Annotated in this window: 10 protein-coding genes; 2 read left to right on the top strand and 8 right to left on the bottom strand. The window is 75.0% G+C overall.

The window, feature by feature from the left end; all coding sequences use genetic code 11:
• The 4 genes from Sdia_RS02085 to Sdia_RS02100 form a co-directional block, all read right to left on the bottom strand.
• The gene (locus Sdia_RS02085) at positions 1–2,580 is read right to left on the bottom strand and encodes a bifunctional FO biosynthesis protein CofGH (RefSeq protein ID WP_100456148.1); all 2,580 of its coding nucleotides are present in this window, start codon (positions 2,578–2,580) and stop codon (positions 1–3) included.
• Between the two features lie 99 nt (positions 2,581–2,679).
• Positions 2,680–2,997, bottom strand: a complete 318-nt coding sequence (locus Sdia_RS02090; protein WP_100456149.1) for a cupin domain-containing protein — start codon at positions 2,995–2,997, stop codon at positions 2,680–2,682.
• Between the two features lie 46 nt (positions 2,998–3,043).
• Positions 3,044–3,652 carry a GNAT family N-acetyltransferase gene (locus tag Sdia_RS02095; RefSeq protein WP_100456150.1) on the bottom strand — a complete coding sequence of 203 codons (609 nt, stop codon included), beginning with the start codon at positions 3,650–3,652 and terminating at the stop codon, positions 3,044–3,046.
• Positions 3,649–5,886: a penicillin acylase family protein gene (locus tag Sdia_RS02100; protein ID WP_189500115.1), complete on the bottom strand. Its 2,238-nt coding sequence runs from the start codon at positions 5,884–5,886 to the stop codon at positions 3,649–3,651. The genes Sdia_RS02095 and Sdia_RS02100 overlap by 4 nt, the downstream gene beginning before the upstream one ends.
• Before the next feature lie 168 nt (positions 5,887–6,054).
• Between Sdia_RS02100 and Sdia_RS02105 the strand changes: the two genes are divergently transcribed.
• Entirely contained in the window at positions 6,055–6,777 is a 723-nt protein-coding gene (locus Sdia_RS02105; protein ID WP_100456151.1) for a siderophore-interacting protein, read from the top strand.
• A 409-nt stretch (positions 6,778–7,186) separates the two neighbouring features.
• Here the strand turns inward: Sdia_RS02105 and Sdia_RS02110 are convergent, their stop codons facing one another.
• The 4 genes from Sdia_RS02110 to Sdia_RS02125 all read right to left on the bottom strand — a co-directional run bounded on the left by Sdia_RS02110 (position 7,187) and on the right by Sdia_RS02125 (position 11,488).
• Positions 7,187–7,666 carry an NUDIX domain-containing protein gene (locus Sdia_RS02110; RefSeq protein WP_100456152.1) on the bottom strand — a complete coding sequence of 160 codons (480 nt, stop codon included), beginning with the start codon at positions 7,664–7,666 and terminating at the stop codon, positions 7,187–7,189.
• 218 nt (positions 7,667–7,884) lie between these two features.
• On the bottom strand, positions 7,885–9,603 hold the full coding sequence (locus tag Sdia_RS02115; protein ID WP_115067805.1) for a serine/threonine-protein kinase: 1,719 nt from the start codon (positions 9,601–9,603) through the stop codon (positions 7,885–7,887).
• Between the two features lie 53 nt (positions 9,604–9,656).
• Entirely contained in the window at positions 9,657–10,292 is a 636-nt protein-coding gene (locus tag Sdia_RS02120) for a pentapeptide repeat-containing protein (RefSeq protein ID WP_115067804.1), read from the bottom strand.
• A gap of 68 nt (positions 10,293–10,360) precedes the next feature.
• Complete coding sequence (locus tag Sdia_RS02125) at positions 10,361–11,488, bottom strand: baeRF2 domain-containing protein (RefSeq protein ID WP_115067803.1); 1,128 nt, start codon at positions 11,486–11,488, stop codon at positions 10,361–10,363.
• A gap of 279 nt (positions 11,489–11,767) precedes the next feature.
• Here Sdia_RS02125 and afsR point away from each other — a divergent pair, with 279 nt between their 5' ends.
• On the top strand, positions 11,768–14,788 hold the full coding sequence (gene afsR / locus Sdia_RS02130) for an SARP-family global regulator AfsR (protein ID WP_115067802.1): 3,021 nt from the start codon (positions 11,768–11,770) through the stop codon (positions 14,786–14,788).
• Positions 14,789–14,972: the final 184 nt, after the last annotated feature.

Below are 14,972 nucleotides of genomic sequence, written 5' to 3' on the forward strand. Positions count from 1 at the left end.
TCACTCCGCCAGCGGCAGCAGCTCCGGCAGGTGGCCGTCGGAGTCCTCGGCCGCCGCGGTCCGCTCGGCCGGGACCTCGCCGTACAGCGTGGTGCGCGGCTTGGCGGGGCGGCCGGCCAGGGTGGCGATGGCGCGCAGGTCCTCGATGGAGCGGTACGAGCCGTAACGCGAGCCCGCCATGCGGGAGATGGTCTCCTCCATCAGGGTGCCGCCGAGGTCGTTGGCGCCCGAGCGCAGCATCTCGGCGGCGCCCTCCGCGCCGAGCTTGACCCAGCTGGTCTGGATGTTGGTGATGTGCGGGTGGAGCAGGACGCGGGCCATCGCGGTGACGGCCCGGTTGTCCCGGGTGGTGGGGCCGGGGCGGGCGATGCCGGCGAGGTAGACCGGCGCGTTGGTGTGGATGAACGGCAGGGTCACGAACTCGGTGAAGCCGCCCGTCTCCTGCTGGACGGCGGCCAGCGTGCGGAAGTGGCCGAGCCAGTGGCGGGGCTGGTCCACGTGGCCGTACATCATGGTGGAGGAGGAGCGCAGGCCCAGTTCGTGGGCGGTCCGGACGACCTCGATCCAGTCGGCGGCGGGCAGCTTGCCCTTGGTGAGGACCCAGCGGACCTCGTCGTCGAGGATCTCGGCGGCGGTGCCGGGGATCGAGTCGAGCCCGGCCTCCTTGGCGGCGGTGAGCCAGTCGCGGATCGACAGGCCGGTGCGGCTGGCGCCGTTGACGACCTCCATCGGCGAGAAGGCGTGCACGTGCATCCCCGGGACCCGCTCCTTCACCGCCCGCGCGATGTCGAAGTAGGCCGTGCCGGGCAGGTCGGGGTGGATGCCGCCCTGCATGCAGACCTCGGTGGCGCCGACCTCCCACGCCTGGGCGGCCCGGTCGGCGACCTGGTCGAGGGAGAGCGTGTAGGCATCGGCGTCGGTGCGGCGCTGGGCGAAGGCGCAGAAACGGCAGCCGGTGTAGCAGACGTTGGTGAAGTTGATGTTCCGCGTGACGATGTACGTGACGTCGTCGCCGACGGTGGCGCGGCGCAGGTCGTCGGCGATGGAGCAGAGCGCGTCGAGGGCCGGGCCGTCCGCGTGCAGCAGGGCGAGGGCCTGGTCGTCGCTGAGCCGGGTCGGGTCGTCGGCGGCCTGGGCGAGGGCCTCGCGGACGTCGCTGTCGATGCGCTGCGGGACCATCCCGGGGGCGGCCTGTTCGCGCAGGGCCTCCCAGTCGCCGTAGACGGCGTCGAAGTCGGCGCGGCGGTCCCCGGTGCGGCCCTCGGTGTCGATGGTGCGGTGCAGGTCGGTGCGGCCGGTCGCGGTGAATCCCTCGTCGGGCTCCTGCCAGGGCAGTCCCTCGGGCCGGGCGTCCTCGCGGGCGAGGCCGGTCTCCGGGTCGGCGAGCGCGCGGACGTGCGGGAGGAGGCGCGGGTCGAGCCAGGGTTCGCCGCGGGCGATGAACTCCGGGTAGACGGTGAGGCGTTCACGCAGTTCGAAGCCGGTCTCGCGGGTGCGCTCGGCGAGCTGGTCGATGTGCGGCCAGGGGCGTTCGGGGTTGACGTGGTCCGGGGTGAGCGGCGAGACGCCGCCCCAGTCGTCGATGCCGGCGCCAACGATCAGCGCGTACTCCGAGTCGACCAGGTTCGGCGGGGCCTGGATGCGGGCGGCCGGGCCGAGGATGTGGCGGGCGACGGCGATGCAGGCGGCCAGTTCCTCCAGTTCGGCGTCGGGCATGGCGCGCATCGCGGTGTCGGGCTTGGCGCGGAAGTTCTGGACGATGACTTCCTGGATCGACTGGTACTGGCGCTGGATGCGCCGGAGCTGGAAGAGGGCGTCGGCGCGCTCCTCGTAACTCTCGCCGATGCCGATGAGGACGCCGGTGGTGAAGGGGACGTTGCAGCGGCCGGCGTCCTCCAGGACGCGCAGGCGCACGGCGGGCTCCTTGTCGGGCGAGCCGTGGTGCGGGCCGCCGGGCTCGGACCACAGGCGCGTCGCGGTGGTCTCCAGCATCATGCCGAGCGAGGGCGCGACGGGCTTGAGCCGCTGGAGGTCGGTCCAGCTCATGACGCCCGGGTTGAGGTGCGGGAGCAGGCCCGTCTCCTCCAGGACGCGGATGGCCATGGCGCGGACGTAGGCGAGGGTGTCGTCGTACCCGTGGGCGTCGAGCCATTCGCGGGCCTCGGGCCAGCGGTCCTCCGGCCGGTCGCCGAGGGTGAAGAGGGCTTCCTTGCAGCCGAGGGCTGCCCCCTGGCGGGCGGTCTCCACCACCTCGTCGGGCGAGAGGTACATGCCGTGACCCTCGCGGCGCAGCTTGCCGGGGACGGTGACGAAGGTGCAGTAGTGGCAGCGGTCCCGGCAGAGCCGGGTCAGCGGGATGAAGACCTTCTTGGAGTAGGTGATGACACCCGGCCGTCCGGCCGCCTCCAGGCCGGCGTCGCGCACCCGCGCGGCCGAGGCCGACAGGTCCCGCAACTGCTCGCCCCGCGCCTGGAGCAGCACCGCCGCCTCCGCGGTGTCCAGCGCCACCCCGTCCCGGGCCCGCTTGAGCGCTCGGCGCATGGCATTCTCGGTCGGCCGTCCCGGCTGCGCATCAGTCATACACGCAGCATACGAGCGGGGTGGGCGGCGCGGTGCGGGACCGGGTGGGTGGTCGCCGACTGCCGTACGGCGGCGGGCAGTCGGCGACCGGGGCCCGGATCAGTCGTTGACCGCCGTCAGCAGGACGGCCGCGTCCTCGACGGCGAGCAGGCCGTGCCGCTCCTGCGGGATGGGGTGGAGCTGCCCGGCGCGCAGCTCGACGTCGCCGGAGACCATGGTGATGCGGACGACACCGCGCAGCACCTGGAGCGAGGCGGCCGGGGGCGCGTTGTGCTCGTCCAGCCGGGTGCCGGCGGTGAGCGCGATGATGGTCTGGCGCAGGCAGTCCTCGTGCACGAGGATGTGCGCGCTGCGCCCGTGCGGGCCGGTGTGGGCCGCGGTGACGTGCTCGTCCGCGAGGGCGTTGAGGTCGTCCATGGGGCCCACTCTGCCCCAGCCTCGACGCCCTCGCGAACCGGAGCTGTCAGCGGTGGGAGACGGCCTTCACGGCGGCCTCGGCGTCGGCCCGCTCCAGGAAGGCGAGCCTGGCCCGCTTCTCCGGCTTGTCGATCTCCGGCCCGAGGACGAAGCCGACCCGGCGCAGCCGCTCGATGGCCTTGGCGTTGCGCGCGTCGGGCTCGACGACGATCCGGCGGCGGCCGGGGTCGGTAAGGATGTAGTCGATCAGGGCGACGATGAGGCCGTTGCTGAAGTTGGTGACGGGCCGGCCGCCGTGGGCGGGGCCGATCAGCAGGTGGACGCCGTAGTCACCGGGCCGCACGTCGTAGCACTCGCCGAGCGGGTCGGCCTCGGGCTCGTACGTCTGGAAGAGGGCGGCGGGGCGGCCACCGAGGACGGCGAGGAAGGCGTGGTGGGTGGCGAGCGAGTCCAGGAAGGTGTACGTCTCGTGGACCTGCTCACGGGTGTGGCCGGTCATGCCCCAGAACGCGGCGCGCTCCTCGCTGACCCAGGCGTACAGCAGGTCCAGGTCGGCGTCCGGGTCGACGGGGACGAGGCGGACGTCGCCGAAGCCGTCCACGTGGTGGGTGTGGACGGGCGTGCGGCCGCTGAGGTCGGGGCTGGGAATGCTCATCGGGCGGAACTCCTGTCGGACGGGGTGGGCAGGGGGACGTGGCGCAGCCGGGCGAAGTCGGTGACGACGGGGACCGGACCGCCCTCGCTCCACCGGGGGAGCTGGTCGCGGGCGTGCGGGTCGCCGGGGACGCCCGAGGCGCCGAAGGGGACGGCCCACAGGCTGTCGTCGCGGCGGGCGAGGTCCCAGACGTAGCGGGCGGCGGGGCCGCGCGCGAAGAGGTGGGTGACGCCCGGCAGGCTGGAGGTGGAGAGCACGCAGTCGTGGTCGCCGGCGACCGCCGGCCATTCCTCGTCGGAGGCCACCGCCTGCCAGGGCGCGAGCCGGTGCAGGGCGCCCCACGGCTGCCCGGTGTCCTCCCCGGCGGCCGCCTCCAGCGCGCGGGCGACCAGCGTGAGCCGGTCCGGCTCGGCCACGGGGCCGCCGGTGAGCAGCGATTCGAGGGCGTAGGCGATCCGGGCGGTGGCGAACAGCCAGGGCCGGAAGACCGGCGGGTAGCCGTCGGCGTGGGCGGGCCCGCCCGGGCCGGTCAGTTCCGCGAGCGCCGGGTGGGCGGCGAGCAGCCGGACGACCTCCGCGCGGAAGGCCGCGTACCGGGCGGCGTCCACCGAGTCGGCGGCCATGTGCCGGTCCCAGGCCAGCAGCCGCTCCCGCAGGCGGCGGGCGGGCTCGCCGAGCGGACCGGTGTCCACCCGGGCGAGCAGGGCCAGCAGGGGCCGTGCGGAGGCGAGGTACGTGTCCGTGTGCACGGCCGACATGTCCCCGGCCCGCCAGCCGGTGCGGGCGGTGAGCAGGGCGCGGATGCGGTCGGCGCGGTAGGGCGGGGCGAACTCGGTGCCCAGCGGGGCGGCGAGCCCGCGCTCGTTGGCCATCACGGCCAGCCCCGGGTCGGCCCAGGTGGCGGCGGGCGCCTCGGGCAGCGGTTCCGGCTCGTCCTGCCAGGCGTTGCCGGGCTCCCAGGCGGGGACGGGGCCGAGCCGGTTGGCGGCCGGGCGGCGCGGGACGAACCCGGCCGCGCGGTGCAGCAGGCCGCCCTCGGTGTCGGCGGCGAGCAGGACGTTGACCGGCTCCACCCAGTGGTCGACGGCGGCCGACACCTCGGCGACGGTCCGGGCGGTGAGCAGCCCGGGCAGCGTCTCGAACCCGAGGCGGCCGCTGACACGCGGGTGGTGACGGAGCGCCAGCGCGTTGGCCGCCTCCGCGTCCTCCTCCTCGCCGGGCAGCGGCCCGGCCTCCGGCCCGCCGACCACCACGGTGCCGCGCGCCGTCTCCACCACCTCCACGGTCACCGGCTCCCCGCCCGCCACCTGGTACGTCTCGGTGTGTGCCTGGACCTCCTCCCAGCCGCCGGGCCCGTACGCCTCGACGGTGTCGCCGGTGCGCCGCAGCCGCTCCCGGTAGAGGTCCTGGTAGTCCGCCATGGCGTTGGTGATGGCCCACGCGACCTGGCCGGTGTGGCCGAAGTGGGCGAGTCCGGGGACGCCGGGCACCGCGAGGCCGACCACATCGGTCGCGGCCTCCCCCTGCCCCTCCTCCCCCGCCGTGGTCGTCGCGAGGTGGATCTGCTGGTAGACCCCCGGGTCCTCGATGAACCGGTGCGGGTCGCCCGCCAGGAGCGCCGCACCGCTCGCCGTACGGTCGCCGGTGACCAGCCAGCCGTTGCTGCCCGCGGTACCGGGCCCGTCGGTGGCGAAGAGCGGGACGGCGTCGGCGCCGAGGCGGCGGGTGAGTTCGCCGCGCCAGAGCTTGGCGGGGAAGCCCGCGAAGAGCAGGTGGGTGGAGAGCCACACCCCGAGCGGCAGCCACGGCTCCCATCCCTCCGGCGCGCTGCCGGTCCGCGCGAACTCGGGGGCCGCCTCGTGCACCCCGTCCGCGAACGCGTCGCAGACCCCGGCGGCGTACGCGGCGACCCAGGCGGCCGTCCCGGCGTCCAGCTGCTCGTAGCACCGGCGGGCCGTGTCGGCGAGACGGGTACGGCGGGCGAGGCCGTCCCAGCCGGCGGAGTCGGCTCCGAGGAAGGCGGCGCTGGTGCCGAGCACCCGGTGCCGCTCGACATGGAGCTGCCAGGCCCGGTCGAGCGCGGTCACGTACCCCTGGGCGTAGGCCAGGTCCCGCGCCCCGCCCGCCCGGACGTGCGGGATGCCCCAGTCGTCCCGGAACAACGCGAAGACGGGCCGCCCGGACCCCCCGCCCCTCTCGGCCCTCTCGCTCTTCTCGGCTCTCTCGGCTCTCATCCGTCCCACCGCTCCCCGCTCGTCGTCAGGCACCGATGTGCCGTCAGGATGTCTCGCCCGCGGTCTCGCGCGCGGACGCCAGGCTCCCCCGAACCCCTCCCGAGCCTCCACACCCCCACAGATTTAGGTTAGCCTAACCTAAAGTAATCATCAGGGGAGGAGATCACCGTGGGTCACGGCTGGGAGGGCGTCGTCCTCAAGCTGCTGCGCGGCAAGGACTTCACGTTCACCGTCACGGGCAGCGAGGAGGTCACCCCGGAGTACCGCAGGGTGCACTTCACCGACGGCGGGCTGCTGGCCCAGTCCGGCGTCCATCCCACGATGTGGGTCCGCGTCTGGTTCGAGCGCGACGGCAAACCGCACCAGCGCGCCTACACCCTGGTCGACCCCGACCCCGAGAAGGGCACCTTCAGCCTGGAGTTCGCCCTGCACGAGGGCACCGCCAGCGACTGGGCGCGCACCGCCGCCCCGGGCGACACCGTCGACGCCACGGTCCAGGGCACCGGCTTCACCGCTCCCGACCCGGCCCCGGCCCACCTCTACGCCGTCGCCGACCCCGCCTCGCTGCCCGCCCTCAACTCCCTCCTCGACACCTTCCCGACCACCCCGGCCACCATCTGGTTCGAGACCCCGGACGAGGCCGGCCCCGCCACGAAGGGCCTCCCCCTCCGCACCGACCCCGACCGCCACACGGTCCACACGGTCCCCCGCGAACGCGCCGGCGCCCGCCTCACCGAAACCGTGAGAACCGCCCTCCCCGCCTTCCCCACCGACGCCTACCTCTGGATAGCCGCCGACACCCGCACCACCCGCACCCTGGCGAGCTGGGCCCGCAAGGAACTGGGCGCGGCGAAGGAACGGGTGAGCGCACTGGGGTACTGGCGGCCGTGACGGCGGACTCACTCGCGGGTGGCAGCCGGGCAGGGAAGCCCTGATGATGCCCGGCGAACGGCCCTCCTCCACCAGGCCGCCCGCCGCCCTGGCCGAGGCGAGGCGGCCCGGGTACCTCCACGTCGCCCTCTTCCGCCCGTGCTTCGAGCCGCGGCTCCTCCTCCACCTCGCCGACCACACGACACCGGCCGCCCCCCCTACCGTGCGCTGCTCCCCTCCCCTCGGCGACAGGTGCCCGCCCACGACAGGGCCGGCCTCGGCTTCGAGCGCCGGTACGGAGACAGCCGGCGCGAGGCCGTCCGCCGGGCGAAGGCGCTCTGTCCGCCAGGCAGCGAGGCGGAGGTGAACCCCGGCACGGGCGTGCGGCGGCTCGCCGGAGCCATCGCACTCCCGAGCGGCGGGTGGTGCTCTACCTGGCCCCGGAGGCGCCGGATTCCGCCCCCACTCCAAGGATCAGCTCCCGGTGCGAAGCGATCAGCCCCTCCGGGAGGTCGTCCGGCGCGTACCACCCCGCGTCCAGGATCTCGCGGGGGTCCAGGCGCAGGGTGCCGCCGGTGAGGCGGGCCTCGTAGGCGGCTTCGGCGCGCAGGTGGTAGCCGCTGGTGAGGCGGACCAGAGGGCCGGGGGCGACGTCGAGGCCGGTCTCCTCCCTGACCTCGCGGACGACGGTCTGCTCGAAGGGCTCGCCGCGCCGGGCGTAGCCGGTGGGCAGGCCCCAGGGGGTGTCCTTGCGCCACAGGCGGTGGTGGAGGAGGAGCACGCGCCCCTCGTCGTCGCGGACCACGCCGGTCACGCCCACCATGAAGGTCGCGTGCGCCAGCCACATCAGCCGCCATTGCAAAGGGCCGCGCAGCCGGTGCCAGGCCGCGCCGATCAGCCGGTTGACCATCTCCGCACCTCGCCCTTCGCGCCGCCGCCCGTCCCTCGCAGCGTACGAGGCCAAGGCGGCGGGCGGGGACGCGGCACGGGGGCGGCCGGGGGCAAGGGGGGCGGTCGCCGGGCCCGGCGCGGGTCCGCGCCGTCCGCCCGGCGCACCGCACCGCCCCCGGTATCCGCTGCGGCGTCGTGGCACACCGGAAGCAGCCCGGCCGGCTGCGGGCGGAGCGGTCAGCTCACGGGGCTCTGCCCGAGGACCTTGCCGTTCCGGTCCGCGTACAACCAGGCGCCGCCGTACGCGTCCTTCGCGGGGACCGCCAGCTCCACGTCCCCGTCCCGCCGGCTCACGATGACCTGGGTCACCTGTCCCCCCTCCAACCCCATGTCCGTCTCGGCGACATGGATCAGCCGGGGCAGCGCGTCCCAGTTCACCCGGGCGATGTCGAAGGTGGGGCGGTCGTGCGTCCGGCCTCCACCGTCCCTCTTCTCGCCCTTCCCCTCCCGGTAGGTGAAGGAGTTCCAGACCTCTCCGTCCTTCGAGGGGATCTGGGCGGAGGCGTAGGTCTTGTCCAGCGTGAAGCTGAGCACGGTGGTCCGGCCGGTCACCCGCTCGATCTCGCGGACGACCTTGCGGGCCCCGGCGGGCGTCATCAGGTTCTCCTCCGCGGTGCGCGAGGGCGAGGGCGAGGGTGACGGGGAGCTGGGTGCGGCGGGGCTGGACGGAGGAGTCTGTCCGGCGGCCGGCTTGTCCTCCCCGCCGAGGAGTACGTCCTGCCGGAACGCCAGGCCGACGACGAGCGCTGCCACGGCCGTGGGCACGAGCAGCCAACGCCATGACCGCCCACGGGTGGGCCGGACCGGTGCCGGGGACGCCGTACCGGGAACGGCCTCGTCGGTGGCGGCGTCCGCCGCGCTGCCGGGCGTCCTCGCCTCGGGCGTCCTCACCTCGGGCGCTTCGGTCTCCGGTTCCCGGGCGCCGGCTGGCCCGGGGGCGGTGGCTTCGCCCGTGCCGTCCGGGGAAGCGGCGCCGGCCGGCTCCCCGGACGGCGCGGGCCGCGCCCCGGGCTCCGGCTCCGACGGTGACGGGACGGAGAGTACGGTCCGCTGCCGCTCTCCGGCCGCCTCCGCGAGCAGTTGGTCCAGGAGCCGCGCGTCGGGCCGGGAGGCGACGTCCTTGACGAGCACGGACCGCAGTACGGGACCGAGGGCACCCGCGCGCCGGGGCGGTGGGACGTCCTCCTCCAGGATCGCGGCCAGGGTGGCGAGGGTGGAGGAGCGGCGCATGGGATGGTGCCCCTCGACGGCGGCGTAGAGCATCATCGCCAGGGACCAGAGGTCCGAGGAGGGGTCGTCGTCGTGGCCGCGCAGGCGCTCGGGGGCCATGTAGTCGGGCGAGCCGATGAGTTCGCCGGTGTGGGTGAGGACGGTGGCGGCCTCGCGTATCGCGGCGATGCCGAAGTCGGTGAGCAGGGGGGACCCGTCGGCGCGCAGCAGGACGTTGCCGGGTTTGACGTCCCGGTGCAGGATGCCGGCGCCGTGGGCGGCGCGCAGGCCGGCCAGTACGCCCCGGCCCAGTCGCGCCGTCTCGGTGGGGGTGCACGGGCCGCGCTCCAGGCGGTCCTGGAACGATCCGCCCGGGACCAGCTCCATCACCAGCCAGGGATGCTCCACCTCGGCCGAGCTCACGATGTGGTGGATCGTCACCACGTTGGCATGGTTGATCCGCGCGAGCGAGACGGCCTCGCGCAGCACCCGCTTGCGGATCATCTCCGCCGCGTCGGGCCGCAACCGCAGCAGCTCCGGATCCGGCGGGCGTACCTCCTTCAGCGCCACGTCACGGCGGAGAACGAGGTCCCGGGCCCGCCAGACGAGCCCCATCCCACCGCCGCCCAGCCGCTCCAGCAGCTCGAATCTTCCGTCGACCACATGTCCTTCGGCCCCCGTCGTCATGGCAGAACACTAAGGGCGGCCGACGCGCCGGGGCAGGCGGACGGGGACGGTCCTCACGCGACCTCGAACCCCATCCCCACCGCGATGCCCACGGCCTGCACGGGGTCGATGCGGGCGCCGGCGAGGGCGGTGCGGTCCAGGGTGTGGGCGTCGAGGGAGGTCAGGTCGGAGCCACGCAGGTCGGCATCGGTGAGGCTGACCCCGGCGAGGAGGGCGCCGGAGAGGTCGGTGCCGGTGACCACCGCCTCGTCCAGGCGGGCGCCGCGCAGGTCGGCCTCGCGCATCCGGACGCCGTCGAGCGTGGCCTTGCGCAGGTCGGCGCGGGGGAACGAGGTGAAGGACCAGTCGCCGTCGGTCACCCTCAGAAGCTGGAAGGAGCAGTCGTCGAAGGTGGAGCCGACCGCCTTGCACTGGTCGAGCTGGGCGTCGAAGAAGCTGCAACGACGGAACTCGCAGTGGGTGAAGGCGGTGGCGGTGAGGCGGGAGACGTTGAAGCGGACTCCGGAGAAGGTGCAGCGGTCGAAGCGGGCCCCGGAGCCGGTGGTCTCCGTCCAGTCCGTGTCGTAGAAGTCGCAGGCGGTGTAGGCGAGGCCGGTGAGGTCGCGGCCGTACCAGTCGTCGCCGCGCAGCGTCTCGCCGGTGACGGGCGCGGGGTCCTCGGGGCGGGGGGTCGGGTCAGGTGCGGGCATGGGGCCGATTGAACACCCCGGGACCGACAGCGGCCGGGCGCCGGGCACCGGGTCCGCCGGGTACCGCCCTACCGCAGCAGCGCTCCGGTCCCGTCCGGCACCTGGTGCGGCCTGAGGATCTCCGAGAACTCCGCGCCCGCCGCCACCGCCGATCTGAGCAGCAGCGGCCCGGCCTGCCCGGCGAAGGCGGTCGGATCGCCGTCGAGGGCGGCGGCCTGGGTGGCGAGGGCTCGCGGGTCGGTGGCGGAGGCGTGGAGCCTCGGGTCGTGCTCGCGGTCGGCGGCGAGCAGGAGGGTGGTGGCGCGGCCGCGCGCGAAGGCGGTGGCGGTGTCGGTGACGCCCTCGGCGGCGCGGTGGCGGGCCAGGTCGCCGCGGAAGCGTTCCAGGGCGGCGCGGTGGCGGGCGGTGGTGGCGTCGTGCAGGGCCGCGTCGACACTGCGGCGCAACTCGGCGAGGGCCGCCGGGTCGCCGCCACTGGGACGGCCGCCGGAGACGAGGACCAGGTCGGGCGGGACGTCGCCGGGCGCCGAGAGGGCGGGCGAGAGGCGCGCGCGGAGCGATTCGAGGACATGGGGGTCACCGGTGACCGCCACCATGCGTGCCCTGACCTCGTGGACCGCCGCCAGCACGTCCTGCGCGACCTGGTCGGCGACGCTCGCCCAGTCGCCCTCGCGGCGGCGCCGGGTGACGCCGGTGACGGGCCCGTCGGCCAGCAGTCCGGCCAGGTGCAGGGTGGTGCCGTGGAAGGTGCGGCGGGTGTCGGGCTGTTCGGCGCTGACGGGGAAGGCGTCGACGTCGGCACCGTGCTCGTCCACGGCGACCACGACGTGCGGGAGTTGGTGGTCGAGGTCGACGACGAGGGCCAGCGCGTCGGGGATCGGCAGCAGTGCGGCGTGGTCGCGCGGCGGCGGGGCGGCCAGGGTGTGCGCCCCGAGCAGCCGGCCGCCGGCGGCGAAGACCGACTCGCCCTGCGGCCCGGGCAGGTCGGGGACGCCGCCGACCGCCTTGTCGAGGACGGCCAGGGTCTCCTCGTCGCAGCCGTGCTCGGCGAGACCTTCGCGCAGGGCGCGCCAGCGGTGCTCGACGTGGGTGGCGGAGAGCCGGTCGTCGTGGGTGGTGTCGAGGTGGACGGAGGCGACGGGCGCTCCGAGGTTCTCGGCACTCTCGTAGAGGGATGCGACGGAACGCAGATCCATGACGTCGGGGGCCGGGCCCCTCCACCTCCAGCTCACACCGGTCCAGCACGGACAGGGTGCCCTTTTTAGCATGAGAGGGGCGACATGTCCGGCGGGAACGGCCGCCCGGCCCGTCGGCCCCCGGGTGGCCGGTCCGTACGGGGCGCGTGGGCGGACCGTGTGAGAGCTGCCTCTCACGCCTGCCGCAAGCCTGGCCGACAAGGCAGACTGTCACCTGCGTTTCCCCGTGTGCACAGGCGGGACCCAAGAGACGCGGACGAGTGGACGCAGGGGGACGGGATGAACGGCGGAGCACCGGTACCGGAGCAGCGCTCGGTCTCCGGAGGCGTGCCGGAGCAGCCCACGGGACCGGCCGCGGAACGGCTCGGCCCGGCGGAGAGCGCCCCGGCGGAGAGCGCCGCGGCGGGCGACCTCGGCTCGGCGATGCGCTACTCCGTGCTCGGCCCCGTCCGGGCCTGGCGCGGCGGCGACCGGCTCGCCCCCGGCACCCCGCAGCAGCAGGCGCTGCTCGCCGTGCTGCTGCTGCGCGAGGGCCGCACCGCCACCGCACCCGAACTCATCGACGCCCTGTGGGGCGAGGAGCCGCCCTCGCAGGCGCTCCCCGCCATCCGCACCTACGCCTCCCGGCTGCGCAAGGTCCTCGCCCCGGGCGACCTCGCCAGCGTCTCCGGGGGCTACGCCCTCACCGTGCGCCCCGGCGCCCTCGACCTGACGGTGGCCCAGGAGCTGGCCGCCGAGGCGGAGAAGGCGGCCGGGTCGGGCGACCTCTGCCAGGCCCGCACCCTGCTCAACAAGGCGCTCGGCCTGTGGGAGGGCGAGGCGCTGGCCGGGGTGCCGGGCCCGCACGGGCGCACCCAGCGGACCCGCCTGGAGGAGTGGCGCCTGCAACTCCAGGAGAACCTGCTGGAGATGGACCTCGAACAGGGCTGCCACACCGAGGCCGTCTCGGAGCTGACGGCGCTCACCGCGGCCCACCCGCTCCGCGAGCACCTGCGCGAGCTGTTGATGCTCGCGCTGTACCGCTCCGGCCGCCAGGCGGAGGCCCTCGCCGTCTACGCCGACACCCGCCGCCTGCTCGCGGAGGAACTCGGCGTCGACCCGCGCGCCGGGCTGCGGGAGCTCCAGAGCCGGATCCTCGCCGCCGACCCGGCCCTCGCCGAGCCCGAGACCCCGGCCGAGCAGCCCGCCTCCGCCCCGGTGCGCCCGGCCCAGCTCCCCGCCACCGTCCCGGACTTCACCGGCCGGGCCGCCTTCGTCGCCGAACTGGGCGACGCCCTCGGCTCGGTCGGCGGCCGGGTGATGGCCGTCTCCGCCGTCGCGGGCATCGGCGGCGTCGGCAAGACCACCCTCGCCGTGCACGTCGCGCACGCCGCCCGCGCCGCCTTCCCCGACGGCCAGCTCTACGTCGACCTCCAGGGCACCGACGGCAGCGCCGCCGACCCCGAGACGGTCCTCGGCTCCTTCCTGCGCGCCCTCGGCACCCCGGAGTCGGCCGTTCCGACGGGCCTGGACGAGCGGGCCGCCCTGTACCGCTCCACGCTCGACGGCCGCCGCGTCCTGGTCCTCCTCGACAACGCCCGTGACGCCGCCCAGATCCGGCCGCTGCTGCCCGGCGCCGGGGGCTGCGCCGCCCTCATCACCTCCCGGGTGCGGATGGTGGACCTGGCCGGGGCGCACCTGGTCGACCTCGACGTGATGTCGCCGGAGGAGGCGCTCCAGCTCTTCACCCGCATCGTCGGCACCGAACGCGTCGGCGCGGAGCGCGAGGCGGCCCTCGACGTCGTCGCCGCCTGCGGCTTCCTGCCGCTCGCCATCCGCATCGCCGCCTCCCGGCTCGCCTCCCGCCGCACCTGGACCGTCTCGGTGCTGGCCGCCAAACTCGCCGACGAACGGCGCCGCCTGGACGAACTCCAGGCCGGCGACCTCGCCGTCAAGGCCACCTTCGAGCTGGGCTACGGCCAGCTCGAACCCGCCCAGGCCCGCGCCTTCCGGCTGCTGGGCCTCGCCGACGGCCCCGACATCTCGCTGGACGCCGCGCGGGCCCTGCTCGACCTGGACGCCGAGGCCACCGAGGACCTCCTCGAATCCCTCGTCGACACCAGCCTCCTGGAGTCCGCCGCCCCGGGCCGTTACCGCTACCACGACCTGGTCCGCCTCTACGCCCGCGCCTGCGCCGAGCGCGACGAGGGGCCCGAGCGGGCCGCCGCCCTCTCCCGCCTCCTCGACTTCTACCTGGCGACCGCCGCGGGCGTGTACGCCCTGGAGCGCCCCGGCGACCAGCTCCACGCCCACCTGGCCCCCACCGAGGTGCCGGGCCTCGCCTTCACCGACCGTACGGCCGCCTGGGACTGGCTGTTCCGGGAGGCGTCCTGCGTGCTGGCATGTGTACGCCAGCACGCCGGGGGTGAGACGCTGCGGCGTGCCGTCGATCTGCTCTTCGCGGCGAAGGACCTGGCCGAGTCGGGGGCCGACGCCCGCCAGTACGAGCAGGTGGCGGTGGTGGCGCTGGCGGCCGCCGAGGAGCGCGGGGACCTGCTCGCCCAGGCCAGGGCGCGCACCGTCCTCGCCCACTCCTACCGGCTGACCGGCAAGCTGACGCAGGCCGACGAGGAGGCCGACCACGGTATGCGGCTGAGCGCCGCCGCCGGTGACCCGGTCGCGGGTGGCTACGCCTCGAACATCCGCGGCATCGTCGCGATCTACCACAACCGGCACACCGAGGCCCGCGCCTACCTGGGCCGCGCCATCGAGGAGTTCCGCGCCGACGCCAACCGCCCGAGCGAGGCCAGCGCCCTCAGCAACCTCTCCCGCGTCCTGCTCCAGACCGGCGAGCCCGCCGAGGCCGTCGCCCTCGCCGAACGCGCCCTCGCCATCTACAACGAGGTCGGCCTCACCTGGCGCCTGGCCAACGGGAGGTACGCCCTCGGGCTGGCCCTGGCCGCCTCCGGCCGCCACGAGGAGGCGATGGCCCAGCTCAGCGCGGCGCTGCCGGTCTTCCAGGAGAACCGCCAGCCGCTCTGGGAGGGCATGACGCTCTTCCGCATGGCCGGGGTCGCGCTGGACACCGGCGAGCCCGCCAAGGCGGCCACCCTGGCCGAACAGGCCCTCGCCCAGCTCCGCAGGATCGGTGGCGACTGGCGACGCGGCAACGTCCTCACCGTCCTCGGCAAGTCCCTCTTCGCCCTCGGCCAGCAGGGCCGTGCGCGCGCCTGCTGGACGGAGGCGCTGGGCGTGTACGAGCGTCTGGGCAGGCCGGAGGCGTCGGAGGTACGCGAACTGCTGGCTCACGCGCCGCAGTGAGTGTCAGTCACCTGTCCTAGGGTGCGAGCACGTTCATCGAACGTTTATCGGCGTCCGCCATGCTCCTCGTATCGATCCGTCGCGTCGGGGGGCAGACGGATCGCCGTGGCCGCCTCGCCGGGCGGCCCGGGTCCTGTCCGGCGTCCTCAGGGGGAGGCGCCGGGTGGGACCCTCTCCGGCACGC

Source organism: Streptomyces diastaticus subsp. diastaticus, assembly GCF_011170125.1.
Lineage (GTDB): Bacteria > Actinomycetota > Actinomycetes > Streptomycetales > Streptomycetaceae > Streptomyces > Streptomyces diastaticus.

Excerpts from the sequence above, each read along its gene's own strand:
- Sdia_RS02085 (WP_100456148.1), bottom strand. The coding sequence starts at position 2,580 with ATGACTGATGCGCAGCCGGGACGGCCGACCGAGAATGCCATGCGCCGA.
- Sdia_RS02090 (WP_100456149.1), bottom strand. The coding sequence starts at position 2,997 with ATGGACGACCTCAACGCCCTCGCGGACGAGCACGTCACCGCGGCCCAC.
- Sdia_RS02095 (WP_100456150.1), bottom strand. The coding sequence starts at position 3,652 with ATGAGCATTCCCAGCCCCGACCTCAGCGGCCGCACGCCCGTCCACACC.
- Sdia_RS02100 (WP_189500115.1), bottom strand. The coding sequence starts at position 5,886 with ATGAGAGCCGAGAGAGCCGAGAAGAGCGAGAGGGCCGAGAGGGGCGGG.
- Sdia_RS02110 (WP_100456152.1), bottom strand. The coding sequence starts at position 7,666 with ATGGTCAACCGGCTGATCGGCGCGGCCTGGCACCGGCTGCGCGGCCCT.
- Sdia_RS02115 (WP_115067805.1), bottom strand. The coding sequence starts at position 9,603 with ATGACGACGGGGGCCGAAGGACATGTGGTCGACGGAAGATTCGAGCTG.
- Sdia_RS02120 (WP_115067804.1), bottom strand. The coding sequence starts at position 10,292 with ATGCCCGCACCTGACCCGACCCCCCGCCCCGAGGACCCCGCGCCCGTC.
- Sdia_RS02125 (WP_115067803.1), bottom strand. The coding sequence starts at position 11,488 with ATGGATCTGCGTTCCGTCGCATCCCTCTACGAGAGTGCCGAGAACCTC.
- afsR (WP_115067802.1), top strand. The coding sequence starts at position 11,768 with ATGAACGGCGGAGCACCGGTACCGGAGCAGCGCTCGGTCTCCGGAGGC.